The organism is Halorubrum rutilum (assembly GCF_042665015.1).
GTDB classification, from domain to species: Archaea; Halobacteriota; Halobacteria; order Halobacteriales; family Haloferacaceae; genus Halorubrum; species Halorubrum rutilum.
The window spans coordinates 497722-524037 of the sequence record NZ_JBHTBL010000005.1; the positions used below are offsets into that span (position 1 = coordinate 497722).

The window sequence follows — 26316 nt, forward strand, 5'->3', positions numbered from 1 at the left end:
GACGCGGAGATTGGGGGCGCTCACAGGTCGGGCCGCCGGTTGAGCGTGCTCTCGCCCGGGAGGGCGGCGCTGTCGTTCTCGGTGCCGCCGCTGAACTGCCGCCGGAACTTCCCCGGGTCGGCGTCGAGCGCCCGCGCGGCGGTGCTGCGAACGACTCGCGGCTCCGACTCGTCGCCGGCGACCGCCTCGAGCCGGTCGGTCGCGCGCTCGTCGTCGACGCCGGCGAGCAGGTGGACGGCCCACTCCCGCAGCCGCTCGCTCTCCGCCCGCGAGCGGTCGAGCAACGCGGGGAGCAGGGCCTCCCCCCGGAGCTTGAACAGCGACACCAGTGCGTTCCTGACGACCGCGTGGTGGCCGTCGTCGAGGGCGGCCTCGATCGCCTCGACGTTGGCGGCCCGGTCGATCCGGTCGAGCGCGACGACGGCCTCGGCGCGGACCCACGGGTCGTCGTCCGCGAGCGCCTCGGTCGCGGCCGCGCTCGCTCGGTCCCCGCCGAGCCGGCCGAGCGACTCGACCGCGAACTGGCGCACGTCGGCGTCCTCGTCCGCGAGTCCGTGCTCGACGAGCGCCTCGACGGCGGCGTCGCTCCGGCGCCCCTCGCCGAGCGCCAGCGCCGCCCGGCGCCGCTCGACCGGGTCGCCGTCCGCGAGCAGCGAGACCTTCTCCGCGGCCTCTGTACCGCGGAGCGGCGCGGTGTCCGTCGCCTGGAGCTCGCGCTGTGAGGCCTCGCCGACGGTGACGTCGCGGTCCACCTCGATGTCCTCGAGCCCGTCCGGGTCGTCGCCGAACCCCGGGCTCTCCTCGGGGTGCACGCGGGGATCGGTGGGGCCGTCGGTCGCCTCGTCGGGGTCCCTCATCGGGCGCTCACCTCCGCGGTCGCGAGCAGGTCGTCCGGGTCGGCCGCGACGAGCGCGGCGCCGAGAGACGCCGCGAGCGCGGCGGTCGGCGTCGCCGGGACGCCGGCGACGAGCAGCACTCCCGCCCCCAGAGCGAGCGACCGGTCGCCGTCGCGGAGGCCGACGACCAGGGCGGCGACGCCGCCGAACGCCGCCGTCGCGACGAGGAGGTGCGGGCTCCCCACGACGCCGAACCCGGAGAGCAGCGCGCTTCCGGTCACGTACGGCGCGGCGGCGCTCGCGGCGACGACGCCGAGGAAGCCGCCCGCTCCCGCGAGCAGCGCGAGGCGGTCCGTCTCCGCGGGGACAGCGAGAAGCGTCACCGCGAGGAGGAACGCGACGGAGCCGGCCCCGCGGACGCTCGCGCCGAGCCCCCACGCCGTCCCGACGAGCGAGAGCCCGATCGCGGCCGGGAACGCCGCGGCGACGACGCGTCGCCGGAGCCCCACGTAGGTCGTCGGCCGCCCCAGGGCGTGCGCGAGGGCGACGGCGGCGCCGGCGGGGACCGCGACCGCCGCCGCGATGGCCGCGGCGTCGGAGACGGTCGCGAGAACCCCGAACACCGCCGCGAAGAGGAGTCCGACGCGGACGCCCGAGCGGTCCGACGCGAGCGCGAGCGTCGCGAGCGCCGCCCCGACACCGAGCGCGGCGGCAGCGCTCGCGGCCGGGATCGCCCGGCTCGGGATCCCGACCGGAGCGAACGGGACGTTGTACGCGATCCGGATCGCGGTCGCCGCGGCGACGGCGGCCGCCGCGGTCCCGAGGACGGCGAGGAGCCGTCCGTCGAGCGAGGCCTCGCGCTGTCGGCGCTCGGTCGTCGCGTCCTCGGTCGCGTTCGAGGGCGGACCGCTCACGGCCTCGGCGTCGTCGCGGTCGGACTCGACGGCCGGGGTCGACGCGGTCACGCGTCCTCACCCCCGTCGCTGTCGGACTCCGCGCCGCTTCCCGCGCCGACGTCGAGCCGGGCCGCGAGGTCCGAGACGTCGGCCGCGACGAACTCCGCGAGGAACGCGGCGAGCCGACCGTAGACGCCGGTTCCCGGCTCGGAATCGAGCGCGTCGTCGAGCCCGGCGGCGAGCATCGAGAGGTGGCGGTCGTGGAAGTCGAGCCGCGCGCGGTCGTAGCCGTCCCCGTCGCCCTCGGTCGCCGCGGCGAGCCGACAGAGGTAGCCGGCGAACTCCACCTCCAGCCGGAGGTTGTCGTGGTGGCGGCGCTCGTCGCCGCCGACCTCGCAGCCGAAGTGCTCGTACGCCCGCGCCAGGTCGAGGTTCACGTCGTTCCACGAGGCGTCGGACCGGTAGGTCGACTCGTACAGGGACGCCGGCGGGCCCTGGTTCTCGATCGTCCCGTCCGTCCCGTCGATCACCTCGGAGTAGCCGACGACGAACAGGTCGTTGTACCGGGCCGCGAGGGTCTCGCGGTCGTCGTCGACCGTCAGGTCCGGGGGGTCGACGTCGAGCCCCGACCGGGCGACGAGCGTCGACATCGCGCGGTCGATGGAACCGTCCGCGAACCCCTCGTACGGCTCCGGAGTCGGCTCGTCGAACGCGCTCGCGAGGAGCCCGTAGACCGCCCCGCGGGCCCCCGTCTCGGTGTCGACGGCCTCGTCCGGAGGGCGACCGTCGGGGTGCTCCGAGTCCTCGAAGTCGCCGTTCCGGTCGGCGGTCGATTCGGACACGGTCACGCACCCCTCGTGCGGCGGATCCCCTCGACGGTCACGAGCGTGGTGAACACGACCGCGATCCCGGCGATGGTCCAGAGGACGATCTCGTAGGGGGCTCCGGTGTCGTCGGTGAACGAGAGGTAGAACCACTCGCTCGCGGCCTTCCGCCCGGAGCGCTCGTCGTTCGAACCCTCCCAGACCGCGAACGCGACGTTCGTGTCCGCCTCGGTGGTGAGGTCGGTGACGTTCGCGCGATCGCCCGGGAGCGGGCGGGAGAACACCACCGTCCACCGGCCGTCCCCGTGGGTCGCCGCCGTTCGGACCGCCGATCCGGTCATCTCGGTCGTGCTCCCCGGGCCGCCGGCGAGCAGCGACTCCGACGCGCCGGCGCCGTTCCAGTACCAGACGTTCACCGGGTTCTCCGTCGACCCCATCGCGAGCGGCGGACGCTCAGTCGGCGAGGCCGGGAACTGGACCGCGGCGGCGTCGGCGAACTCCCGGATCCCGTCGGTCGAGGTGTTGGCCGTCGGGTCCGACCACGACACGCGGAGGAACAGCCGTCCGTCGGTCCGAACGGCCTTCACGCGGGCGGCGTCGACCGCCGTCTCCGACCCCTGCGGGACCGCCGCGCCCGCGCTGGTCATCGGCAGTTCCACGGTCTCCGCCGACCCCCACGCGGACCCGTTCGGTTCGGCCAGGTCGGCCGCGTCGCCCCGCCGGTCGACCGGTATCTCGTAGGCCCCCTGCGCGTCGGCGAGCGCCGGGAACGCCGCGGTCGCGGCCACGAGGGCGACCGCGACCGCGGCCGCGAGCGCGAGGTCACGGGACGCGACGCCCCGGAACGCGAGGCGCCGGTCTCCGGTCCCGTCGGCGTCGTCCTCACGCCGCATCGTCGAACACCTCCAGCCGGTACTGGTCGTCGTTGTTCACGGTCGAGAGGATCTCCATGAGCTCGCTCTCCTCGCCGCGCTCCGCCCGCTCCCGCTCGCGGGTGATCGTGTTGAGCGCCTCCTCCACCCGCGGGCCGAACAGCTCCTCGAGGTAGTTCAGCGGGATGCGATCGGCGTCGACCGTCTCGCCGTCCTCGCCGGTCTGCGGCGGCGCGTACGGCGGGATGTAGTAGACGTTCGGCTCGGTCCGGTACTCGGGATGGAGGCGGAGCGCGACCTCGTACTCGTTCACCAGCGCGTGGATCGGCCCGTCCTCGTCGTCGAGGAACCCGACGTGCCGGAGCTGCGGCGGACAGTCCTCGGCACAGGACGGGGGACGCACCTCTCCCTCGGGGCCTTCGCCCTCGATTCGCGGGTAGCAGAAGATGCACTTCTCGCTCGTCTTCGTCTGCGCGTTGTAGAACACCTTCTTGTACGGACACCCCTCGACGCAGTAGCGGTAGCCGCGACAGCGGTCCTGGTCGACCAGGACGATCCCGTCCTCCTCGCGCTTGTAGATCGCGGAGCGCGGGCAGGCCTCGACGCAGGAGGGGTGCGTGCAGTGGTTGCAGATCCGGGGGAGGTAGAAGTAGTAGGAGTTCGGGTACTCGCCGGCCCCCTCGTCCTCGTCCCAGTTCGGCCCCCAGTCGGCGTTCTCCAGCGGGCGGAGGGGCTCGTCGCTGCCCTCGTACATGATCGCCTCGTGGTTGAACTCCCACGGGCGGCCGTACGCCTCCTCGTCGGGGAGCTCGCCCGGCGTCCGCTCTTGGCCTTCCTCGTCCCAGCCGCCGCCGAGCTCCTCCCAGTCGCGCGGGTAGCCCGCGCCGGGCTTCGTCTCGACGTTGTTCCAGTACATGTACTCGCGGCCGCCCGACTCGGTCCAATTGGTCTTGCAGGCGATCGTGCACGTCTGACAGCCGATGCACTTGTTCAGGTCCATCACCATCGCGACCTGGTGGTCGACGCCCTCGGCGATCGGGACGTTCCCGTCGTCGGCCTGGCGCGCTCGCCCCTCGTCGCCGACTCGCCCCGTCCCGTCGTCGTCGGTCTTGCTCATCGGTCACCACCCCCGAGCAGGTCGGTCACGCGGTCGAGCGGCCCGGACGCGCTTCCGTCCGCGCCGTTCGCGGTCTCGTCGGCGTCGCCGTCGGAACCCTCGCCGCCGCCGACTCCGCCCGCGAGCGATTCGGCCCCGTCCTCGACGGCCTCCACCTCGACGCGCACGTCGCTGTTCACGCCGGTCGGGCCCCAGTAGTTCGGGAAGAAGTGGAGGTGTTCGCCCGAGTCCTCCGGGTATCGGACGAGCTGCGTCGGCTTCATGTACATCGGGACGAGCGAGTTGAAGTTGTTCCGGTCCGGGTACTGGAACCGCTCCCAGCTGAAGAAGTGCCTGGCGGTGCCCGGCTCGCCGCTCGGGTAGATCTTCGCCTGCACCTCGACCGAGTCCAGGTCGTTGTACACCCGCACGGTGTCGCCGTCCTCGATGCCGCGCTCCTCGGCGTCGTCGGGGTTGAGGTAGACGGTCGGCTCGCCGCGCTGGAGCCGGAGCATCTTCGTGTCGTCGCGCCACGTCGAGTGGATCGACCACCGGCTGTGCGGCGTGTTGTAGCTGAGCGGGTACTCCGACTTCTCCTGGAGGACCGGCGACTCCTTGTGCGTCGGGAGCTCCTCGCCGAGCTCCAGGAACCAGTCGTGGTCGATGTAGTACTGCTGACGACCGGTGAACGTCGGCCACGGCTCCTTGTCCTGGACGTAGTCCTTCCACGGCGTGTACGCCTCCCCGTCCTCGATGTCGGAGGTCCAGTGGTCGCCGGTCGCGAGGAGCCGTCGGGGCTGCTCGTCGATGTCGTCGAACTCGATCCGCTCGGTCGTGTCGGACGGATTCGTCTCCTCGGAGTTCTCCAGGATGAACTCCGCGGCCGCCCGGTCCTCGGCGAGCGCGTCCGCCTCGCCGGTCTCCCAGTCGCGGACGTAGTCGTCGTGGACCGACTGGAGGTCGATCTGCCGGTCGAACTTCCGATCGTCGACCGGGCCGGCGTCGCGCTCCTCGGCCACCTCCTGGATCTTCTCGGCGAGCGCTCGGAATATCTCCCAGTCCGTCTTGGCCTCGCCGAGGGGTTCGACGGCCGGCGTGAACGGGTGCACGTAGGTGTGCATGTCGGTCTCCGAGAGATCGTGCTTCTCGTAGTGGCTCGCCGTCGGGAGGACGATGTCGCTGTTGAGCGCGGTCGAGTCCATCCGGAAGTTGACGTCGACGACCAGGTCGAGCTTGGGCCACAGCTCCTCCTCGACCGCGACGTTGCCCTTGGCCTGGTTGAAGTAGTTCCCGCGCCAGACGAACATCACCCGCGGGTCCGGCCGCGAGCCGTCGTCGCGTTCGCTCGGGTACAGCGGCATCCACCCCTTCTCGACCGACTCGCGGATTCTGTCGGCGGTCTCGGGGTCCGTGTTCTCCATGATGCCGGCGTGGTAGTACGTCCACAGCGTCGTCGGGACCCCGCGCACGCTCCCGGTCGGGAACGAGAGGGTCTGCCACCCCTCGTACGTCCAGATCTTCTCCTGGCCGACGTAGTGGTCGAGCCCGGTCCCCTGGCGGCCGAGGTTCCCGGTGAGCGTGACGAGGAGCTGGATCGCGCGGTTCCCGAGGTCGTTGTGGTACCAGTCGTTGACCCCCTTCCCGTGGATGATCTTCGCGCGGTCGGCGTCGGCGAACTCGCGGGCGATCTTCCGATGTGTGAACTCCCCCACACCGGTCAGCTCGTGCACCCGTTCGGGGGTGTACGCCGACAGCTCGTCGCGGAGGTTCAGCCAGACCGACCGCGTCTCGACGCTCCCGTCGTCGGTGTCGACCGTCCGTTCGGCGGCCAGGTCGGGATCGAAGTCGAGCGCGATGCTCGCGGACGCGTCGTGCTGACCGTCGCGCTCGCCCAGCGAGCCGGGCGCCGCCCTGAGCCCGCCGTCCGCGTCCTGCATGACGAACACCTTCTCTGGGCGGTCGGCGTCGACGGAGAGCCCGGCGACCTCGCTCGCGCGGAGGAACTTCCCGGTGTCCTCGCGGACGAGCAGCGGCATGTCGGTCTGTTCTTTTAAATGATCCTCGTCGTACAACCCCTCGTCGACGATGGTTCGAGCCATCCCGAGCGCGAGCGCGGTGTCGGTGCCGGGTTCGGGACCGATCCACTCGTCGCAGTGGATCGCCGTCTGGCTGTAGTCGGTGAAGATCCCGACCCGCTTCGCGCCGTCGTAGCCAGCCTCGAGGAAGTACTTCGCGTCGGGGATCCGCGTGACGTTGATGTTCGAGCCCCACGCGATGATGTAGTCGGCGTTGTACCAGTCCGCGCTCTCGGCGTTCTCGGTCTGGGTCCCCCACGTGATCGGCTGACCCGGCGGGAGGTCGGAGTACCAGTCGTAAAACGAGTGGCTGACGCCGCCGAGCAGGTTGATCAGACGGCTCCCGGAGGCGAACGATACCGGGCTCATCGCGGGGATCGGCGTGAAGCCGCTTATCGCGTCGTACTCCTCGTCTTCGACCGCGTCGACGACCTCGTCGGCGATCTCGGTGAGCGCCTCGTCCCACGAGATCCGCTCCCACTTCCCCTCGCCGCGTTCCCCGGTCCGCCGGAGGGGGTGGGTGACGCGGTGGTCGGCGTTCACGTAGTCGGTGAAACACGCACCCTTCTGACACCCGCGGGGGTTCGGGTCGGGCAGCGACTCGTCGAACCGGGGGTAGTCGCCGGCCTGCTCCTCGCGCCACACCTGCCCGTTGCGGGTGTACACCTGCCAGGAGCAGCTCCCCGTGCAGTTCACGCTGTGGGTAGAGCGGGCCGTGTCGTCCCAGTCCCACTCCTCGCGGTAGAGGTCCTCCCAGTCGCGGTACGGGTAGTCGCCGATCGGGTCGTCGACGACCTCCAGCGCGTTCATCTCCGTGAGGTCCTGTGCGCTCCCCAGTCCGGTCGCGCCGACGGCGGCGGCCGCCCCGACCCCCTTCAGGAAGTCGCGACGGGCGGCGGCGACGTCGTCTCGCGTCTGTTCGTCCGTGGCGTCTGTCGTGTCAGTCATTGTTTGTCGATGAGTACGGTCGAGAGACCGAGCGCGGCGCCCAGGGCCGCGAGCGCCAGGCCCGTCGGGGTGCCGCCGCCCGCGTCGAGGCCGGCGGCGATCAGCCCGACGCCGCCCAGTTTCGTCAGTCGGTCCGCCCACCGGTACCGGCGCGGCGACAGCCTCGCGATGGGGGTCGAGTCAGTCATCGGCGACCTCCTCCGTGTCACCGGGCGCGTCGCCGGATCCCGTCCCGCCGGAGCCGTCGTCGAACCCGCCGAGGACCCAGTACGTGACGGTCCCCGCAGCGGCGGGCACGAGGATCAGGGCCGCGGTCAGGTAGGGCCGCAACACGGCGGTCGACGTCCCGAGGATGTCCGCGAGGATGACGTCCATCCCCGCGACGGAGGCGACCATCACGAGCGTGACGCCGACGATCCCGACCGCGGTCGGGAACGGCCGGTCGAGGTAGTTCCGCGTGAAGTGCTCCGGCTCCTCGGCGCGGTCGACGAACGGCCAGACCACGACGGCGAGGAACACCAGCCCGGGCAGCAGCACGCCGCCCACGAACTCGGAGCTGACGTGGACGCCCAGGACGTCGAAGCTCAGCCACGAGGGGGTGAGCTTCAGGAAGCCGTACCCCCACATCAGGAACCAGTCCGGCATGATGAGCGAGGGGGTCGAAGCCGGGTCGTTCGGTCCGTACGCGGCGATGTTGTGGACGGGGAGGAACCCCGCGAGCAGCGAGAGCACGGCCATGGTGAGGAAGAAGACCATCGCGCTCACCGCGGTCTGGTTCGGGAACGCCGGGAGCCCGATCACGACGCTGTCGTCGTCGCGGTCGAGCACCGGTCGCTCCCCGTCTGCCGCGCCGGTCGCGTCGCCCGCCGGTCGCCCCCCGTCGGCCGCGCCGGTCGCGTCCCCTGCCGGCTCGTCGCCCGTCGATCCGTCGTCCCGCGGCGGGCGGGCGCTCCCGGCGACTTCCCGACTCACCGGCGCCGGATCGACGTCACCGTCGCGCCGGCCCTCCGTGTGTTTCTGCCGGAGCAGGATCGCCATGTGGACGGCGATGAGCCCGGCGATCGCGGCCGGGATGAGGAACACGTGGAGGAAGAACAGCCTGGGGATCGTCGCGCTCGTCGGGAACTGCCCCCCGAACACGATGCTCGCGATCGGGTCGCCGACGACGGGGATCGAGCTGGCGACGTTGTAGCCGATCCCGACCGCCGTGCTCGCGAACTCGTCGTACGGGAGCGAGTACCCCGTGTAGGCGGCGAACATCGCCAGACCGGCGAGCCCCGTCCCGACGACCCAGTTCGGCTCGCGGGGGTTGCGGTACGCGCCGGTGAAGAACACGCGGAGCATGTGGAGCGCGATGGCGGCGACGAACAGGTGCGCCGCCCAGTGGTGCATGCGTCGCAGGAACATCCCGAACGGGACGTCGTAGGTGATGTTGAGCACGCTCTTGAACGCGGCCGGGACCTCCTCGCCCCGATAGCGGACGACGCTGCCGGCGTACTCGACGGACGCCGTGCTCGGCTCGTAGAAGAACGCGAGGAAGGTGCCCGTCGACACGAGGATGACGAAACAGAACAGCGCCACCTCGCCGAGGAGGAACGAGTCCTCCGCCGGGAACGCCTTCCCGAGGAAGTCGCTCGCGTCGTCCAGGTCGAGCCGGGAGTCGACCCAGTCGTAGGCGTCTCGGACGCGGTCGGCCGCGGCGTCGGTCCGGGACATCACTCGCCCCCCGCGCCGACCGGTCCCTGGAAGTCGCCGGTCGCGATCAGGTAGCCCTCACTCGACACCGTGATCGGGAGCTGCGGGAGCGACCGCGGCGGCGGTCCCCCGACGACCTGCGCCCCGGTCGTCGGATCGAAGCGGCCGGAGTGGCACGGACAGACGAGCACGGTTCCGTCGCGGCCGTCGACCATGCAACCGGCGTGGGTGCAGACCTTCGAGAAGGCGGCGTAGCCGCTGACGACGTACTCGTCGCGCACCTCGCTCGCGTACGCGGACTCCTCGAGCCTGACCAGGAGGGTCGGCGCGTCCTCGATTCCCGGCCGCGGCTCCGGGAACACGGTGAGCAGCTCGCCCGGGCCGAGGCGGTCCTCGCCGACCCGCTCGCCCGCGCCGTCGACGAGCGGGACGCCGTCGGTGTACACCGGGCCCTGGTACTTGCGGTCGAAGACGCGCGTCAGGCCGGCGACCGGCGCAGCGAGACTGCCGACCGCGGTGATCCCGCCGACGGTCGCGAGCAGCTTCGCGTAGTCGCGCCGCTCGAGCTCGGCCCGCGCGTCCCGCCAGAACGGCCCGTAGATGCTGGGGTCGACCGCGAGCCCGTCGTCTCCCTCGGGACAGGCGTCACATCGGTCGCCGCTCTCTGGGACGCCGCGTCCGTCGGGACCGTCGGACTCGCCCCCCTCGTGCCCGTCTCGCCCGTCGCGGTCGGGTGCGGTCGCGTCACCGGTCATCCGTGATCCCTCCGTTCGGCGACCTCGACGTGGGGCATGAACCAGGCGTAGTAGGAGACGGTCGAACCGAGGAGCGACATGAACAGCCCGAACGCGTAGAGGCCGAAGTACTGGGTGCGCGCCAGCGTCAGGTACTCGGCGGTGAACAGCGCGGCGAAGACGATCGAGAGGACGGTGAGTCCCCCCATCGCCACGAGCCCCTCGACGGCGTCGCTGGCGTCCCTGTACTCGACGACCCACCGGTCGTCCGTCTCCAGCCACGGGAAGGTGAGCCCGTCCGGGCGCTCGGACGGTCGGGCGCGGGCCGCGCCCCCGTCGGTGGCGGCCGAGTCGGGCGCGCCGGCTCCCTGCTCGTCGGGACGCGCCGCGCGGTTCATGAAGCGGTGGAAGAAGGCCACGGCGCCGAGCAGCGCCAGCAGCGCGATCCAGACGATGACGCCGACCTGGCTCGGCGAGAGCTTCGTCGGCGCGTCGACGATTCCCTCCAGCGGTTGCATCTCGCTGACGCTCTGATCGATCCTGATCTCCTCCGACGACGGCTCCCCGTGCATCCCGACGTACCAGGTCGGGAGCAGCACGGCGAGCACGACGAGGAGAATGACGGCCGTGCGTCGGTCCATTATGTGAAGTGTGGGTGAGTCCGTCTCTTGGCGGTCCGGGGAGGCCACGGCGACAGCGACGCCGGTCCTCCCGCGACGGTACCTCGCTGCCGGTCGGGGCCGAGACCCGCGTCCGCTGTCCCGCGCCAGCCGCTCCGCGCCCGGCGGGATCCGGGCGGCGCCGCTTCGACGCGGGTCGAACGAGTCGACCTCGGCCCGTGAACGAGTCCCGCTCCGGTCGTGATGTGCGTGTCAGTAGTGCGTACGTACGTCTGCGCCGGAAACGGACAAACAGCTACTCCCGAACTATTCGGTGGTTTAAGGGCGGTCTTCGGCGAACACCTGCGTGAGCACCGTCTCGGTCACGATCCGGAGGTGCTCGGAGACGGTCGACTTCGCGAGGCCGAGTTCGTCGGCGACCGCCTCAGTAGCGGCGCCGTCGCCGTCGAAGTACCCCCGCTGCACCGCCACGGCGGCGACGGACCGCTGTCGCTCCGTCACCTCGCTGAGGTCGACGATGACCGCGTCCTCCCTTCCGGCGGTCTCGTCCCTGTCGACGAGAACGTGTCTGAGATCGGCCTCGTCGAAGGCCGCCCGGATCGCTCGCAGCTCGCCGTAGCCGGCCAGCACGAACGAGGCCACCAGCTCGCCGTTCTTCACCTTCGCCTCGTACGGGGAAACCGGCAGGTCCGCGAACGCCGGCGGGAAGCCGCGGCACTCGCAACCGTGGTCGGACCGGTCGGCCGAGACGGCGGCGGAGTCCCCGCACCCGCCGGCGTCCGCGTCGCCCGCGTCGCCCGCGTCGTCTGCGTCACCCGCGTCGTCTGCGTCACCCGCGTCGGCCGACGTCTCACGTGTCACACGCGCGTCCTCATCGCCCACGTCGTCCTCATCGCCTGCACTCGGTCCGCGGGCGAGGTCGTACCGGCCGTGCGCCTCGCCGGCGAACTCCAAGATGTCCAGTCCGGCCGGCGGGTCCTCGGGCGCGTCCTCCGCGACGAAGTCGATCCGCCCGCGGACGACGTCGACGCGGACCTCTCGCACCGACGTCCGCTCGGAGAGGGCCGCCACCGGACACTGCGGACACGTCGGGACCGCCACTCGCACCTGGATCGTGTCTGTCACATCGGCGGCCCGTACGACGGGTGGCGGCAAAAAGCTTGGAGACGGTCACCGGACCGAGCCGCCGGCCCCGACCGAGGGATCAACTTAAAAGCGTCCGGCCGGAACGAGGGGGTATGCCGACCTTCGAACTGAACCTCTCGGACGACGTCTACGCGGAGTTCCAGCAGCTCGCCGAACAGGAGTTCGTCTCCGAGGAACAGGCCGCGGAGGACCTGATCGCCTCCGGCATCGAGGCGTACAACGTGAGCGTCGTCGACGACGAGCCGCGCGACGAGATGCTCGACGGCGCGGAGAACAACATGTTCGACACCGCCGAGGACCCCGGGAGCCTCGAAGACGACCGGCTGTAGCGGCCCCGCTTCTCGCGTCGACGTCCGACGCCCGCCTCAGTACCCCAGCCCGAGCAGCCGGTTCGCGAGCAGCGTCACCAGCCCCAGCGCCATCACGCCGGCCAGCAGCCCGAACGCGACCCCCCAGCCCGCGACCTCGGAGAGGGTCCCGACGACGACGCTGCCGGACGCGCCGAGCACCATGTACGCCGTCCGGACGAGCCCGAACCCGGCGCCGCGCTCGGCGTCCGACAGGAGGTCCATGAACCGCGACTGGACGGGCGCGCCCCACGACATCGCGACGCCGACGAGACAGACCGCCCCGACGGTCGGGGCGAGGCCGAGGTCGAAGCGCGCCGTCGCGACGAGGAGCCCGTAGCCGAGGACGCCGGCGCTCATCGTCCCCATCGCGGTCGCGTCGCGGCCGAACCGGTCGGAGAGCGACCCCGTCACCGGCTGGGTCCCGCCGTGGACGAGGAAGTACAGCGAGAACAGCAGCGCCGAGAGCGCGGTCGAGAGCTCCCCTCCGACGTCGAGGAACGTCGGGAGGAAGGAGGCGGTCGCCTGCCACGTGAACGCGCCCATCGTCGCCAGCGCGGTCGTGTAGAGGATCGGCGGCCGCGAGAGCAGCTCGACGAGCGAGCCGAGCGCGAACCGCTCGCGCATCGCCTGGTCGGGGCGGCCCGGCTCCGTGGGCCGCACCCGCCACGCGAACAGGGCGAAGACGGGCACCGCGACCGCGACGCCGAGGAGGATCCCGGCGCGCCAGCCGTACCGCGAGCCGACGAGCGCGGCGAGCGGCGGCGCGGCGAGCCCGGCGATCGGCCCGCCGGCGACGTGGACGCCGATGGCCCGGCCGATGTCGTCGAACTGCTTGGCGAGGAACGTCGTCGCCACCGAGTAGTGGAGGCCGGCGCCCGCGCCGAGGACCACGGTGAACAGCATGAAGACGGCGATAGAGGGCGAGGCAGCGATGAGCAGCGAGGCGACCGCGGTGGCGCCGACCGCGGTCAGGACGACGGCGCGCTCCCCGTAGCGGTCGCCGAGGACGCCGGAGGGGAACTGCGCCAGCGCGTACGCCAGCCACATCCCGGAGAGCGCGAGGCCGACCGTCGCGTTCGTGACGCCGAACCGCGCCGTGATCCGCGGGACCAAGGGACTGATGACCAGCCGCGCGACCATCGTCGCGGTGAACGCGAGGGTACAGAGGGCGAGCGCCGTGTGCCGGTACCGCCAGTTCACGGGCGCCGTTCTCGACCCGGGACAAAGCGGGTTCCGGTCGCGGCCAGCCGGGCCGGGTGTGGCGTGCGGTCGCCCCGCACGCGACGCGGGACCGACGCGGGATCCCCGCGAGCGCGACTCGGGATCCGGCCGGACCAGAGCGGGCCCCTTCAGACCTCGAAGGCGATCGGATACTCCGTGAGGTTCTCGTACCCGTCCTCCGTGACGACCACGAGGTCCTCGATCCGGACGCCGCCGACGTCGGGGTCGTACAGCCCCGGTTCGACGGTGATCACGTGGCCGGGCTCCAGCTCGCCGCCGCCGCTCGCGAGCCGCGGCGACTCGTGGACGTCGAGGCCGATCCCGTGGCCGGTGGAGTGGATGAACCCCGTCTCGGTCTCGGGGTCGGTGCGGAACGTCGGGTGGCCGGCCGCCTCGTACACCTCGCAGGCGGCGGCGTGGACGTCCTCGCCGGTCGCGCCCGGCTCGACCGCGTCGAGCGCGGCGGAGAGCGCGCGCTCGGTGAGGTCGTACCGCTCCCGGAGCGCCGCCGGCGGCTCGCCGACGCAGAACGTCCGGGTCATGTCGGCGTTGTACTTCGTCGCCTTCGACCTGGGAAAGATGTCGACGATGATCGCCTCGTTCGCCCGGAGCGGGCCGGAGCCGCGGTCGTGGGGGTCGGCCGCCCGCGCGCCGCCGGCGACGATCGTCTCGTCGAGCGCGCAGCCGTGCCGGAGCAGCGTCACCTCGATCTCCTCGGCGACGCGCTCGCTGGTGAGCGGCTCGCCTTCCGCGAGCAGGACCCCCGGCTCCGCGTCGGCGTCGCCGTCGGCGGACGCCTCCTCGCCGGCCACGTCCGCGCTCGCGAGCAGCTCCTCGGCGGCGCGCATCGCGGCCTCGTTCGCCCGCTGCGCCTCGCGGATCGCCTCGACCTCCTCGTCGGTCTTCACGGCCCGGACCTCCCCGAGGCGGTCGTCGCCGTCGACCGCGACGTCGACCCCGCGCTCGCGCAACGCGTCGGCGGTGCCGACCGGGCCGCGCGGCGGCATCGACACCGACTCGACGCCCTTGTCGCGCACGAAGTCGGCGTACATGTCGTACCGCTCCTCGCGGCCGCCGTACTCGTAGCCGTAATCGGCGTGACGCTCGACCGCGTCTGCCGTCGACTCGGTCCTCGCCCGCCCGTACTCCAGCCCGGAGACGAGCAGGTGGACCTCGCCGTCGACGTACAGCGTCAGGAACGGGTCCGGGCCGGTGAACCCGGAGAGGTACAGCTGGTTCGCGTCCTCCTGTGACGCGTCGAGCAGGTAGCCGTCGGCGTCGAGGTCGGCGAGCGTCTCGTCGAGGCGTGCGCGGTTCATACGCGAGTTGCTCGGGCGACGCCCAAATCGGTTGCCCTCGCGGGACCGTCGGACCGGAGGCGACGACCGGCCGCGAACCGAGCCGCGCCGCGAGCCGGAACAAGGCATATGCCGCTCGCTCGGGAACGACCGGCCCGCGATGTCGGCGGACGGGCGAACCACCCTCTGGTCGTTCGTGGCCCTCCCCTCCGGCTGGCTCCCGGTCGTCGTCGCCTGCGGGAGCGCCGCCGCCCTCGTCGGGCTGGCGGCGACGTGGGCCGGGCTCGCGGTCGCGGGCGTGTCTCCGGGGGACTCCGAAGTGGCCCGATGGATGGTCGGGGGACCGATATCGGCGGTCGAGGGGACGGTCTGGTTCCTCTTCGACGCCCACTGGGTGCAGACGCGAACGGGGGCGGCCCTGTCGAACCTCGTCATCTACGGTCACCCGCTGATACAGGCCGACGCCGCGCTGTGGCCGCTCCGCGCGGTCGTTGCGGTCGCCGCGCTCGGCGGCGCGGCGGCCGTTCGCTACCTCGGCGTCGACGAGGAGCTGAACGGACTCGTCGCCGGGGCGGCCACCGCGCTGGGATACCTCCCGGCGATGCTCGCGCTGCGCGCCGTCTCCCGCGTGCCGCTCACGCGCCACGCGGCGGGCGGTGTCGCCCCGATATCGGACGCCGACGGCGTCCCCGCGTCGGCGGTGAGCGGCGTCGCCGCCGGGCCGGACCTCGCCGCGGCGCTCGCGCTCGTGACCGCGGTGAGCCTGACCCTCGGGGGCGTGGCCGGCGCCCTCGCCGCGGGGACCGCGTCCGGCGAGTGACCGGAGCGAGCCGCGTCGAGGAAGCGACCGGCGAGAGCCGCGTCCGGTCTCGGCCCCGAGCACGAACCGTTTTGACGCGGCGGCGCCCCGATCCGCGCATGAACCCGTCAGTCGACGCCGACCGCCTCCGGGCGGACCTGGAGGCGAACGCGGCGTTCGGTCGCGTCGAGCACGACGACCCGGAGAAGCGCGGGCGAACGAACCGGACCGGGAGCGAGGCGAACGCGGCCGCCCGGGACCGGCTGGTGGAGCGGCTGGCGGCGGCCGGCCTCGACGTCGCCGTCGACGAGGTCGGGAACGTCCTCGGGACGTGGACCCCCGACTCCGCGGACCCGGCGGCCGCGCCCGTCGTGAGCGGGAGCCACCTCGACAGCGTCCCCGACGGCGGGATCTTCGACGGCCCGCTCGGGGTGTACGCCGCGCTGGAAGCGGTGCGGGCGATGCAGGACGGGGGCGTCCAGCCGGCGCGCCCGATCGGCGTCGTCAGCTTCACCGAGGAGGAGGGGGCCACGTTCGGCGACGGGCTGCTCGGCTCGTCGGCGGCGACCGGCGAGACGGACGCCGAGGCGGCGCTCGCGCGCGAGAGCGACGACGGCGAGACGCTGGGCGAGGCGCTCGACCGGATCGGCTACCGCGGCGACGACGCCATCGACCCCGGGACGTGGGCGGCCTTCTACGAGCTCCACGTCGAGCAGGACACCGTCCTAGAGGAGGCCGGTGCGGACGTCGGCGTGGTGACGACGATCACGGGGATCACTCACTGCGAGGCGACGATCGAGGGGGAGGCGAACCACGCCGGCGCGACCGCGATGGGGGACCGGACCGACGCGCTCGCGGCCGCGAGCGAGTTCGTCCTCGACGTGGAGGCGGCCGCGAACGCGGTCGTCGACGGGTCGAGCGCCTCCGCGGTCGGCACCGTCGGGTCGCTCTCCGTCTCGCCGAACGCGACGAACGTCGTTCCGGGGCGCGTCGACGCCGGCGTCGACGTCCGGGACGTCGAGGCCGAGTCGACGGAGGCCATCGTCTCGGCCGCGCGCGAGTCGCTCGCCCGACTGGAGCGCGAGCGGGGCGTCGAGACCTCGTTCGAGCGCCCCTTCGACGTGCCGCCGACGCACATGAGCGAGCGACTCCGAGAGACGGCTCACGCGGCCGCGAGCGGCGCCGGCCGGACCGCGATCGACCTCCACTCCGGGGCGGCGCACGACGCGATGCGCGTCGCCCGCGTCACCGACGCCGCCCTCCTGTTCGCCCCCTCGCGCGACGGGGTCTCACACAGCCCCCGCGAGTGGACCGACTGGGCGGACTGCGCCGCGGCGACCGAGGTGCTCGCGGGGGCGCTGGCGCGGGTCGCGGTCGACGGGGAGTAGGGACGGTCGAGGTCGGCGGCGCGCAGAGCGGGTCGGAATCGGAGCGCATCGCCCCGCCGTCACAACCGTTTTGCCGGTCGGCCGCGACCGGCCACCGTGAGACGACCTCTCGGGCTCGGCGCCGTCGCCTTCGGCGTCGCCGCCGGCGCGGCGGGCGGACTCGTGACGACGACGGGGGCGCTCGGCGACTGGCCCGACCTGCTCGGCTACCCGGCGACGCTCGTCGTCGGGCGGCTGCTCCTCGTGGTCGCCGTGTTCGGCGTGCTGTACGGGTCGTACGCCCTCGCGGTCCGGCTGCTGATGCGGTCGGCGAACAAGCGCCGGGCGTACAACACGCGCAACCTCCTGCGGCTCGCGTTCGGCTTCGTGGGGACGGTCGCGACGCTCGCGGTGCTGACCGAGAACTGGCTCGGACTCCTCTTCTCGCTCGGCGTCATCGGCTTCGCGGTCACGTTCGCGCTCCAGCAGCCGCTCCTGTCGCTCATCGCGTGGGTGTACATCACGGTGAAACAGCCGTACGGCGTCGGCGACCGCGTGCGGATCGACGACGCGAAGGGAGACGTGATCGGCGTCGACTTCCTCGTGACGACGCTGTGGGAGATCAACGGCGAGCTGGTGACGACGAACCAGCCGTCGGGACGGGTGGTGACGGTGCCGAACAGCGTCGTGCTCTCCTCGAACGTCGTCAACTTCGGCGGGGGCGGCTCCCCGTACGTCTGGAACGAGGTGGCCGTACAGGTCGCCTACGAGACGGACCTCGACTTCGCCCGCGAGGTCATGACCGAGGAGGCGACCGACCTGATCGGCGACGAGATGGCCGCCGGCATCGCGGCGTACCGCGAGGCGCTCGCGGAGACGCCGGTGGAGCTGGAGGTCCGCGACGGCCCGACGGTGAACGTGGCGCAGAAGGAGTCGTGGGTGGAGCTCCGCGTTCGATACCTCACCCATTCGCGTCGGGGGCAGCGCGTGAAGAACCGACTGTACGAGCGGATCCTCGACCGGTTCAACGACGCGCCCGACCGAGTGGCGTTCCCGGTGAGCCGGAACCGGTAGCGCGCGGCGATCTCACCGACCGCGAGCGGGGTCGTGGAGGGTATCAACCGGTGACGCGGTCGGGAGGGTTCCAGTCGGTGACGCGATCGGAACGAGACCGATCGGAAGCGAGCCGCGGAGCCGACACTATTTATATATCGGGGAGAGCTGGCTGCCGTCGCGTCGCTCGTCCGGACGAGGAACCGGAACGCCGTAACCGCCCGGTATCGCGACTGTCGGGGGTATTCACCGAGTCGTATGCTATCTGAACTCACGCTGGATTTATATATGCTGACGACTTACTATTTGTTAACGAATCGGCGCACCCGGCACCAGTATTTCCGTCGGGAGTTCGATCGGAGAGAACCCTATGACAGAAACACGTACGCGCGACTACGGCGGGGAAACGGAGCGAGAGCGAGCGAGCCGAGCGACGGAGACGGAGACGGACGAGTCGGAGTCGACGGCGACGGAGCGGACCACGACCTGCCCCGAGTGCGGCGGGAGCCTCGTCACCGACACCGAGCACGGCGAGACCGTGTGCGACGACTGCGGGCTCGTCGTCGAGCAGGACTCGGTGGACCGCGGGCCGGAGTGGCGCGCGTTCAACTCCGGCGAGCGGGACAGCAAGTCCCGCGTCGGGGCCCCGACGACGAATATGATGCACGACAAGGGGCTCTCGACCAACATCGGCTGGCAGGACAAGGACGCCTACGGGAAGTCGCTGTCGAGCCGCCAGCGGCAAAAGATGCAGCGGCTGCGCACCTGGAACGAGCGGTTCCGCACCCGCGACTCGAAGGAGCGCAACCTCAAGCAGGCGCTCGGCGAGATCGACCGCATGGCGTCGGCGCTCGGCCTCCCGGACAACGTCCGCGAGACCGCCTCGGTCATCTACCGCCGCGCGCTGAGCGAGAACCTCCTGCCCGGCCGCTCGATCGAGGGCGTCGCGACCGCGTCGCTGTACGCGGCCGCCCGGCAGGTGGGGAACCCGCGGAGCCTCGACGAGTTCACCGCGGTCTCCCGCGTCGACAAGATGGAGCTCACGCGGACGTACCGCTACGTCATCCGCGAACTGGGGCTGCGCGTCCAGCCGGCCGACCCGGGGAGCTACGTCCCCCGGTTCGTCTCGCGGCTGGAGCTCTCCGAGGAGACGCAGCGGCTGGCCCGCGAGCTCCTCGACGGCGCGAAGGAGTCGGGTATCACGAGCGGGAAGTCCCCGGTCGGGCTCGCCGCGTCCGCGGTGTACGCGGCCGCGCTCCTCTCGAACGAGAAGGTGACGCAGAGCCAGGTCTCGGAGGTGGCCGACATCAGCGAGGTCACCATCCGGAACCGGTACAAGGAGCTCCTCGAAGCGAGCGAGGGGCTCGCGGCCTGAGGTCCGGCGCTCGCAGCGTCCGCTTTCACCCGCCGCGTCCGTTTTCTTCGCCACGTACGTTTTTACGTCGGCCGCGTGTACGTCCCGCCATGGTCGACGCGTTCGTCAGACTCGTCTGTCCGGAATGTACCAAGGAGTGGCAGGACAACCCCGCGGACCTCCAGGACCTCCGCTCGAACTTCAGCTGTCCCGGATGCCACGCGACCCGCCGGCTGACGGAGTTCATGCGGACCGAGCGCGACCTCGAAGCCGTCAAGCAGTTCCAGTGAACCGCGGCGGCGGCCGTCCCGCCGTGCTCGACCTCGCCGCGCTCTCGAACCTTCCCGATCGATAACCCGAAAAGGCCGATCTACGACCCGAAAACGCCGAATACGCGGGGAACCCATGGTAACGTGACTCAAGATAATAATATAAACCTCCGGTAGCAAAGGGCTGTTACTCATGAAGAAGCAGGAGCTCATTCATCTTCACGGCCTTCTCGCGGAGGTACGAAAACAGTGCGAGTTCTGGGACGAGGACATCGATCTGGACGCGTACGAGGAACTGGGCGTCAAACCGACATCGATTCACAAATCGAAGACAGACCACAAGGCGGCCGTTTTCAAGCTGACTGAAGGCATCACCGAGCCGATGGACGAGTCCGAGTCGGAGCCGCTGGCCCCGACCGCGGACTGAGAGTTCGCCTCCGTTCTCGACCGTTCGTCGCCTCCGTAGTGACGACGCCGTGTCCGGCACCGACGTTCCGATTCCGGCGTCGCTCCGTCCCGGTCGGACGGTCCCGGCGGAGGCGGCCGGTCAGCGTTCGTCGGTCGACACCGAGTCGGAGTCGGTCACGCCCTCGGACTCGTCGTCGGCCTCGATCTCCTCGACGTCGAGCACCTTCAGCGGGATGTTCCGGAGGCGCTGTCCGATCTCCTTCCGCGCGACGCGGCTGGCGTGTTCGGCGCGCTCGACGTTGAACACGTCCATGCGGAGTTCGAGGGCGACGAGCGCCTCGTCGGCGGCCACGAACGCCGGGGGCAGCTCCTCGCCCGCGGGCGACGCGCGGCTTCCGGTGTCGATCTCGACGTAACTGAGGTCCGGATTCAGCATCTCGCCGGTCTTCGAGATCGCGATCCGCACGGCTTCGTCGGCGGTCCCGACGTCGTACACGGGGACGGCGGCCTCCACGACGACTCGGCAGTCCATCTCGGTGGCGTGTACCGCACGAACGAGTATGAAGGTTCGGCCGACAGGTCGCCTCGTCGAAACGACGGCGCGACGGTCGCGGACACGGACGCGGGCCCTGACTCACTCGCCGCCGGCTCGGAGGTAGTAGAACACGTACGTCTGGGCGTAGCCGGCGAACTCGCCGCCGAAGCGCTCGCGGATCGCGCGCGACGTCTCGGCGTAGTTCCCGCGCTCGCAGTCGGGGTAGTACTCCTCGATCGTCGTCCGGATCCAGGTGTCGAGCGGGACCGCCTGTAAGAAGCCGAGCGAGAACAGCAGCACGCAGTCCGCGACCTTGTCGCCGACGCCGACGAACCGGGTCAGCGACTCGCGCGCCTCCTCGTACGGCAGGTCCGCGGCCGCGAGCGGGTCGGCCTCGCCCGACGCGACCATCTCGGCCGTCCGCTGGACGTACGGCGCGCGGTAGCCCAGCGAGAGGTCCCGGAGTTCGTCCTCGGTCCGGGCGGCGAGCTGCTCCGGCGTCGGGAACGCGTGGTACGCCTCGCCGTCCAGCTCGACGACGTCGCCGTACGTCTCCCGGAGGCGACGCTGCATGCCGTGGATCCGCGCGACGCGCATCTGCGCCGAGCAGATGAAGGAGATCAGACACGGGAACGTCGGGTCGCGGGTGAGCCGCATCCCCTCGTACGCGTCGTACGCCCGTTCGAGGAGGGGGAGGTCCGGCGTCGCGCCCAGGATCGCGTCGAGGTCGTCGTCGAGCCGGAACAGGTGTTCGAGGATCGGGACGGCGTCGACCGTCGACTCCCAGTGGAGGGTCCCGTCGCGGACGCCGCCCTCCTGCCTGACGCGCAGGGGAATGCGTTCCTCGACGAGGTCGGGGATCGGCGCGACGACGGTCTCGTACCACTCGTCGCCGCCGTGGGCGTGGAGGTCCGCGTAGGTCTCCCCGTCGGCGCGGTTCCAGAGGTAGCTCTGGCCGCTCTCGGCGGTCGCCTGCAGGTCGAACGGGCCGGCCAGGTCCGCGACGTCGATCGCGCCTCGTTCCATTACGGATTCGGTGGGGTCACAGCCGTATTCCGATTTCGGTATCGGCGGGTCGAGACGGGGTCGACGGGTCGCGCGCTTCCGCTTCGGTCCGCCCCGCGAGCCGAGCCGAGACCGAACCGCCGGCAACGTCCGCGGGCGAAGGGGGGTTTTTGCCCGGTCGTCACCTAAGGGCAGTATGCCGACGTACCGCCGGACGACCCGCGTGCCCGCCCCCATCGACGACGTGTGGGCGTTTCACTCCACGATCGACGGCCTCCGGGCGCTCACGCCGGACTGGATGAACCTCCGCGTCGCCGGCGTCGAGGGACCGGACGGGGAGCCGGACCCGGCGGTGCTCGCCGAGGGGTCGCGGATCCGGATGTCGATGCGACCGTTCGGCGTCGGCCCGCGCCAGCGGTGGGTCTCGCGGATCACGGAGCGGACGCCCGACGGCGACGCGCCGGTCGAAGAGAGCGCGCGCTTCGTCGACGACATGGTCGGCGGGCCCTTCCGGCGGTGGGAACACACGCACGCCTTCTACGCCGACGGCGAGGAGACGCTCCTCGTCGACACCGTCTCGTACCGGCTGCCGCTCGGGCCGCTCGGTGACCTCGCCGGGCCGTTCGCGAAGGTCGGGTTCGAGGGGATGTTCCGCGACCGACACCGGCGGACGGTCGACCGGTTCGAGTCGTAGCGGGTCCGAGGCGGGACGCGGCGGGGTCGGTCGGACCGGCGCGGTCGAGCCGGTCAGGCCGGCGCGGTCACCGGCTCCGTCTCGACCGAGAGCTCGAACACCGCGCCGCCGTCGTTGCGGACGTCGAGTCCCCAGCCGTGAGCGTCGGCGATCCGGTCGACGATCGCGAGCCCGAGGCCGGAGCTCCCCGCGGTCGAGAACCCCGACTCGAACAGGGAGTCGCGCGCGTCCGGCGGGATCCCCGGCCCGTCGTCCGCGACGTACAGCTCCCGGACGCCCGAGCGATCGTCCTCGACCCCGACCTCGATACTGACTCCCCGCCCGCCGTGGTCGACCGCGTTTCGGAAGAGGTTCTCGAACAGCTGTCGGAGGCGGCTCGGGTCGGCCTCCACGCGGGCGGCGTCGTCCGCGACCGTCAGCGTCGCGTCCGGCGCTCGGACGGAGCTCCAGGCGTCCTCGGCGACCGCTGCGACCGGGACGGGCTCCGTCTCGTCGATCGCGTCGCCGCGCCTCGCCAGCATGAGGAGGTCGTCGATGAGCGTCTCCATCCGGAGCACCGCGCGCTCCATCGCCTCGTACTTCGGGCGCTCCACGTCGTCCGCGACGAGGTCGAGGTAGCCGGAGAAGACGTTGAGCGGGTTCCGGAGGTCGTGCGAGACCACCGCGCTGAACTGTTCGAGGCGCTCCGTCTGGCGGCGGAGTTCGAGCCGGCGCTCGTTCCGCGCGACGGTGTGGGCGATCAGGTCGCCGAAGGTGCGGTACGCCGCGACCTCCTCCGCGGTCCACGCGCGCGGGTCGTCGGTCTCGAACGCGAGGACGCCGATCAGCTCCCAGTCGGAGACGAGGGGCACGTGGACCGTCGCCGACGTGGACCCGGCGTCCGCGTCGCCGTCGCCGGCTCCCTGGGCGGGCGCACTTCCCCCTCCGTCTGCTCCGACGGATGCACTTCCCCCTCCGTCTGCTCCGACGGGGGCGCTTCTCTCGTCGGCCTCCCCGTCCCGGACCGGGGGACGGACGACGTTCTCGAACGTGGAGAGCGCCTCCGGGTCGGGGAACGTCTCGAACGGCTTCGGATCGGGGTCACACCCGTCCGAGGACCAGTGGTACGCCGGCTCGAACGCGCCGTCTTCCTCCAGGTAACAGACGATCCGGTCGACCGCGACCTGTCGTCCGACGTTCTCCATCGTCCAGACGACCTTCGTCTCGACCTCGTCCGACCGCGTGCTCATCAGGGTGGTCCCCGCGTCCAGCAGCACCTCGCGAAGCCGCGCGACGTCGTCGCCGCCGAGCCGCGTCAGCGCGGGATCGATCGCGTCCCGCAGGCGCTCGACGAGGGGACCTGCCGCGTCGTCGTCACGGTCCGGCGCCGCGTCGCCGTCGCTGTCCGGCGCCGCGTCGTCGGATTCGACGGCGACGACGTCGTCCGCGTCGGCGGTGAGCAGGGCGCGGATCGTCTCGGTCTCCGCCTCCTCGACGGCGACGAGGACGGGGACGGTCTCGGGCGTCGCGGCGACGTGGCGCCGCGTCGGCTCCGACGCGAGGGCGTCGGCGGCGACGACGACCCCGCAGGCGTCGCTCAGCGGGGACGGGACCTCCGTCGTCGCCTCCGAGAACGCCGCCGGCGAGACCGCCTCGTACCCCGGCGAAGGGGAATCGCTCCACGCGGCCGCCACCGCGTCGCGGACGCGGTCGCGCAGGTCCGTGTCGCCGCCCACGTAGGCGACGACGGAACGGCGGTGCATACGGGGAGGTCACGGTGACCACATTTCAACGTTAACGCCCGAATATCGGCCGTGAGAACGTCAGCTCGCCGTACCCGTCGACGTCAGCGCGATTCCGGCGAGGACGACGCCGCCGCCGACGAGCGTGACGGGCGTCGGCACCTCGGCGAGGAAGACGAACGCGAGCAGCGTCGCGCCGACCGGTTCGCCGAGCAGCGACACGGACGCGACGCTCGATTCGACGTGTGCGAGCGTCCAGTTGAGGACGGTGTGGCCGAGCAGTCCCGGACCGAGCGCGAGCCCCGCGAAGAGCGCCCACTCCCGGGACGGATACCCGGCGAGCGGGTGGCCCTGGAGCAGGACGACGGCGAGGAGCGAGACGGTACAGACCCCGTAGACGACGACCACGTACGGGACGAGCGAGACCCGCTGCCGGAGCGAGCGACCGGCGAGGACGTAGCCGGCCGCCGTCACGGCGCCGACCAGCGCGAGCCCGTTCCCGTAGAGCGGCCGGGGGCCGACGAGCACTCCGCCGAGGAAGTCGCCGAGGGACATCCCGACCATCCCCGCGACGGCGACCGCGATGCCGACGGCCATCCGGCGCGTCACGCGCTCTCGGAGGAGCAGCCACGCGCCGAGCGCGACGAACACCGGCTGGGCCTGAACGAGGGTGACGCTCGCCGCGACGCTCGTCCACTCCAGGCTCTCGAACCAGGCGGCGAAGTGGAGCGCGAGCGCGACGCCCGACAGCGCCGCGAACGCGAGGTCGCGGTGCCGGACGCGGGCGAACTCGGCGCGATACCGCCAGAGCGCGACCGGGAGGAGCGGCAGCGTCGTGAACAGGACGCGGTAGAACGCGGCCACCGAGCTCGGGGCCTCGCTGAGCCTGACGAGGATCGCCCCGGCGCTCACGGCGACGACCGCGAGCGCGAGGGCGGCGGCCGGCGGGACCCGCGGATCGGTCGACATCGACACGGCGGGGGTTCCGGCCGGCACCGCTTACCGGTTTCGGGACGGCGCGGCGCGCCCGACCGCCTCCCGACGGTGATTTGCGACTCCGGACCGAACGTCGGCGCATGTGCGCAGACACGTTCGGCGTGGGGATCCGCCTCACCGAGGAGGAGCTCCGGGTCGTCGTCCGCGTCCCGTCGGACGTCGACTCCGGGTGGACCGACCCCGAGGCGTTCCAGTCCCTCGTCGCCGAGACCGTCTGGGACCGCCTGGACCAGCGAGCCGTCCTCGGGGCCGTCGCCGACCGGTTCGAGGCGGGGGCGACGGTCACGCTCGGGACGGTCACGCTCGAACCGGACGGCACCGTCGTCTCACACGACCTCGACGCGCCGGGGACGGAGTAGGGCGGACGGAGTGGCGGTCAACCGGTCAGTCGTCGTCGGCCGTCATCGACTCGCCGTCCGCGTCGGGCTCCTCCGACGACGTCGCGAGGGCGGCGCCGACTACCCACATCCGGTCGGGATCGTAGGCGGTGAGGTCGTACCGCGTCGATCCGACGGTCTCGCCCCACGTGTCGAGCACGTCGAGCCGGACCAGCCCCGACAGCGTCGCGCCGAGCGTTCTCGGCGTCGTCTCCGGGTCGGAGAGTGCGGCGTGCACCTGTTTTGACTGCGGGTAGTTCCGCGTGCAGCGCTCGATTCCGTCGCGCGCCTCCGCCCAGTGGCGACGCACGTATCCGAACGTCGTCGGATCGTCGCGTCGCAGTCGATCGACGGTCCCGGTGACCGGGTGATCGACGGGCTCCGAGACGTCGGTCGGATCAAACAGCGATCGGACGTCCGCGGCCGTCTCGGGACCGTACGAGCAGCCGACGACGACCTCGGCGACGTCGGTGAGGCTCCCCAGCGCCGCGACGAGCGACCGTGTCGCGTCGAGGCCCCGGTCGACGAGCACCGGAGCGACGTCGTCGACGACGACGGACGGCGCCTCCCCATCGACGTCGACGACGTGCGCCGAAACGGCGTCCGCCACGCGGTCGAGGGGCGCGGACTCGTCGAGCGTCGTGTACGCGAGCCGCCGACTCGGGACGACCTGCGTCGTTCCGACCGCTCCGCGGGTGGTGTCGCTCGCGGCGACGATCGCCTCTCGCGCCGGACCGGGCCCGGGCGAACCGCGCCGGCCGCGTCGCCACTCCTCGATTCCGGTGTCGAACAGCACGGAGACCACCCGCTCCGGCGACGGCCCCTCGCGAACCGGCGGTCGTCCCGCCGCGGACAGTCGCACCGTGACCTCGCGGTCGGAATCCGTCGGAGCGGCCATCGATACCGTTAGCTTCAGCGACAAAATTGATAAACTTACGGGTGGACCTCTCAATATTGAAATTCGCTCGCGTTTCGACCGCGCGGTCGAAACGCGGTGCGGCCGCTCGGTGTCGTCGCGGGACCCCGCAGAGCGGTGTCTACGAGCGGATGAGAGTGTGGAAAAAGTGGGTGGGGCGATCGCCCCGGTATGAATGGGCAGGCGGCGACCCGCGGTTCCCAGAGGATCG

At 71.7% G+C, this 26316-nt stretch carries 27 protein-coding genes; 9 read left to right on the plus strand and 18 right to left on the minus strand.

Features of this window, described 5'->3' with window-relative positions:
- Positions 1 to 20: 20 nt before the first annotated feature.
- The 11 genes from ACFQMF_RS08780 to ACFQMF_RS08830 form a co-directional block, all read right to left on the minus strand.
- Entirely contained in the window at positions 21 to 857 is an 837-nt protein-coding gene (locus tag ACFQMF_RS08780) for a HEAT repeat domain-containing protein (protein WP_256408938.1), read from the minus strand.
- The gene (locus tag ACFQMF_RS08785; RefSeq protein WP_256408937.1) at positions 854 to 1801 is read right to left on the minus strand and encodes a phosphate ABC transporter permease; all 948 of its coding nucleotides are present in this window, start codon (positions 1799 to 1801) and stop codon (positions 854 to 856) included. The genes ACFQMF_RS08780 and ACFQMF_RS08785 overlap by 4 nt, the downstream gene beginning before the upstream one ends.
- On the minus strand, positions 1798 to 2580 hold the full coding sequence (locus ACFQMF_RS08790) for a molecular chaperone TorD family protein (protein WP_256408936.1): 783 nt from the start codon (positions 2578 to 2580) through the stop codon (positions 1798 to 1800). Before ACFQMF_RS08790 ends, ACFQMF_RS08785 begins: the two co-directional genes overlap by 4 nt.
- Positions 2577 to 3449 (minus strand): ethylbenzene dehydrogenase-related protein, encoded by an 873-nt coding sequence (locus ACFQMF_RS08795; RefSeq protein ID WP_256408935.1) that lies wholly within the window; start codon positions 3447 to 3449, stop codon positions 2577 to 2579. The genes ACFQMF_RS08790 and ACFQMF_RS08795 overlap by 4 nt, the downstream gene beginning before the upstream one ends.
- Positions 3439 to 4545, minus strand: coding sequence for a nitrate reductase subunit beta (gene narH / locus ACFQMF_RS08800; protein ID WP_256408934.1), 1107 nt, complete (start codon positions 4543 to 4545; stop codon positions 3439 to 3441). Before narH ends, ACFQMF_RS08795 begins: the two co-directional genes overlap by 11 nt.
- Entirely contained in the window at positions 4542 to 7547 is a 3006-nt protein-coding gene (gene narG / locus ACFQMF_RS08805) for a nitrate reductase subunit alpha (protein ID WP_256408933.1), read from the minus strand. Before narG ends, narH begins: the two co-directional genes overlap by 4 nt.
- Entirely contained in the window at positions 7544 to 7735 is a 192-nt protein-coding gene (locus ACFQMF_RS08810; protein WP_256408932.1) for a hypothetical protein, read from the minus strand. The genes narG and ACFQMF_RS08810 overlap by 4 nt, the downstream gene beginning before the upstream one ends.
- Positions 7728 to 9263, minus strand: a complete 1536-nt coding sequence (locus ACFQMF_RS08815; protein ID WP_256408931.1) for a cytochrome b — start codon at positions 9261 to 9263, stop codon at positions 7728 to 7730. The genes ACFQMF_RS08810 and ACFQMF_RS08815 overlap by 8 nt, the downstream gene beginning before the upstream one ends.
- Entirely contained in the window at positions 9263 to 9997 is a 735-nt protein-coding gene (locus ACFQMF_RS08820) for a QcrA and Rieske domain-containing protein (RefSeq protein ID WP_256408930.1), read from the minus strand. Before ACFQMF_RS08820 ends, ACFQMF_RS08815 begins: the two co-directional genes overlap by 1 nt.
- Positions 9994 to 10617: a hypothetical protein gene (locus ACFQMF_RS08825; RefSeq protein WP_256408929.1), complete on the minus strand. Its 624-nt coding sequence runs from the start codon at positions 10615 to 10617 to the stop codon at positions 9994 to 9996. Before ACFQMF_RS08825 ends, ACFQMF_RS08820 begins: the two co-directional genes overlap by 4 nt.
- Before the next feature lie 297 nt (positions 10618 to 10914).
- The gene (locus ACFQMF_RS08830; RefSeq protein WP_256408928.1) at positions 10915 to 11721 is read right to left on the minus strand and encodes a helix-turn-helix domain-containing protein; all 807 of its coding nucleotides are present in this window, start codon (positions 11719 to 11721) and stop codon (positions 10915 to 10917) included.
- 113 nt (positions 11722 to 11834) lie between these two features.
- Here ACFQMF_RS08830 and ACFQMF_RS08835 point away from each other — a divergent pair, with 113 nt between their 5' ends.
- Positions 11835 to 12071: a DUF7120 family protein gene (locus ACFQMF_RS08835; RefSeq protein ID WP_004045847.1), complete on the plus strand. Its 237-nt coding sequence runs from the start codon at positions 11835 to 11837 to the stop codon at positions 12069 to 12071.
- A gap of 36 nt (positions 12072 to 12107) precedes the next feature.
- Here ACFQMF_RS08835 and ACFQMF_RS08840 read toward each other — a convergent pair whose 3' ends face one another.
- Positions 12108 to 13292 (minus strand): MFS transporter, encoded by a 1185-nt coding sequence (locus ACFQMF_RS08840; RefSeq protein ID WP_256408927.1) that lies wholly within the window; start codon positions 13290 to 13292, stop codon positions 12108 to 12110.
- A 149-nt stretch (positions 13293 to 13441) separates the two neighbouring features.
- Entirely contained in the window at positions 13442 to 14632 is a 1191-nt protein-coding gene (locus tag ACFQMF_RS08845; protein ID WP_256408926.1) for a M24 family metallopeptidase, read from the minus strand.
- A gap of 139 nt (positions 14633 to 14771) precedes the next feature.
- Here ACFQMF_RS08845 and ACFQMF_RS08850 point away from each other — a divergent pair, with 139 nt between their 5' ends.
- The 6 genes from ACFQMF_RS08850 (at position 14772) to ACFQMF_RS08875 (ending at position 19880) form a co-directional block, all read left to right on the plus strand.
- Complete coding sequence (locus ACFQMF_RS08850) at positions 14772 to 15431, plus strand: DUF7978 family protein (RefSeq protein WP_256408925.1); 660 nt, start codon at positions 14772 to 14774, stop codon at positions 15429 to 15431.
- Between the two features lie 98 nt (positions 15432 to 15529).
- Positions 15530 to 16798 carry a Zn-dependent hydrolase gene (locus ACFQMF_RS08855; RefSeq protein ID WP_256408924.1) on the plus strand — a complete coding sequence of 423 codons (1269 nt, stop codon included), beginning with the start codon at positions 15530 to 15532 and terminating at the stop codon, positions 16796 to 16798.
- A 96-nt stretch (positions 16799 to 16894) separates the two neighbouring features.
- On the plus strand, positions 16895 to 17851 hold the full coding sequence (locus tag ACFQMF_RS08860; RefSeq protein ID WP_256408923.1) for a mechanosensitive ion channel family protein: 957 nt from the start codon (positions 16895 to 16897) through the stop codon (positions 17849 to 17851).
- 349 nt (positions 17852 to 18200) lie between these two features.
- Positions 18201 to 19205: a transcription initiation factor IIB gene (locus ACFQMF_RS08865; protein WP_256408922.1), complete on the plus strand. Its 1005-nt coding sequence runs from the start codon at positions 18201 to 18203 to the stop codon at positions 19203 to 19205.
- Between the two features lie 89 nt (positions 19206 to 19294).
- Positions 19295 to 19474, plus strand: a complete 180-nt coding sequence (locus ACFQMF_RS08870; protein WP_092566064.1) for a DUF7836 family putative zinc-binding protein — start codon at positions 19295 to 19297, stop codon at positions 19472 to 19474.
- A gap of 172 nt (positions 19475 to 19646) precedes the next feature.
- Complete coding sequence (locus ACFQMF_RS08875; protein ID WP_008849848.1) at positions 19647 to 19880, plus strand: UPF0058 family protein; 234 nt, start codon at positions 19647 to 19649, stop codon at positions 19878 to 19880.
- 120 nt (positions 19881 to 20000) lie between these two features.
- On the opposite strand, the gene ACFQMF_RS08880 is transcribed toward ACFQMF_RS08875, so the two are convergent.
- Both ACFQMF_RS08880 and ACFQMF_RS08885 read right to left on the minus strand, forming a co-directional pair.
- Positions 20001 to 20393: a DUF555 domain-containing protein gene (locus ACFQMF_RS08880; RefSeq protein WP_256408921.1), complete on the minus strand. Its 393-nt coding sequence runs from the start codon at positions 20391 to 20393 to the stop codon at positions 20001 to 20003.
- Positions 20394 to 20495: 102 nt separating this feature from the next.
- Positions 20496 to 21422, minus strand: coding sequence for a DNA-3-methyladenine glycosylase family protein (locus ACFQMF_RS08885; RefSeq protein WP_256408920.1), 927 nt, complete (start codon positions 21420 to 21422; stop codon positions 20496 to 20498).
- Positions 21423 to 21597: 175 nt separating this feature from the next.
- On the opposite strand from ACFQMF_RS08885, the gene ACFQMF_RS08890 reads away from it, so the two are divergent.
- Entirely contained in the window at positions 21598 to 22095 is a 498-nt protein-coding gene (locus ACFQMF_RS08890) for an SRPBCC family protein (RefSeq protein WP_256408919.1), read from the plus strand.
- Positions 22096 to 22148: 53 nt separating this feature from the next.
- Here the strand turns inward: ACFQMF_RS08890 and ACFQMF_RS08895 are convergent, their stop codons facing one another.
- Positions 22149 to 23837 carry a sensor histidine kinase gene (locus ACFQMF_RS08895; RefSeq protein ID WP_256408918.1) on the minus strand — a complete coding sequence of 563 codons (1689 nt, stop codon included), beginning with the start codon at positions 23835 to 23837 and terminating at the stop codon, positions 22149 to 22151.
- A gap of 60 nt (positions 23838 to 23897) precedes the next feature.
- Positions 23898 to 24785, minus strand: coding sequence for a DMT family transporter (locus tag ACFQMF_RS08900; RefSeq protein WP_256408917.1), 888 nt, complete (start codon positions 24783 to 24785; stop codon positions 23898 to 23900).
- Between the two features lie 107 nt (positions 24786 to 24892).
- Between ACFQMF_RS08900 and ACFQMF_RS08905 the strand changes: the two genes are divergently transcribed.
- A complete protein-coding gene (locus tag ACFQMF_RS08905; RefSeq protein ID WP_256408916.1) occupies positions 24893 to 25171 on the plus strand; it encodes a hypothetical protein in 279 nt (92 codons plus the stop codon).
- 25 nt (positions 25172 to 25196) lie between these two features.
- Here ACFQMF_RS08905 and ACFQMF_RS08910 read toward each other — a convergent pair whose 3' ends face one another.
- Positions 25197 to 26087, minus strand: coding sequence for a hypothetical protein (locus ACFQMF_RS08910; RefSeq protein ID WP_256408915.1), 891 nt, complete (start codon positions 26085 to 26087; stop codon positions 25197 to 25199).
- Positions 26088 to 26316 lie beyond the last annotated feature (229 nt).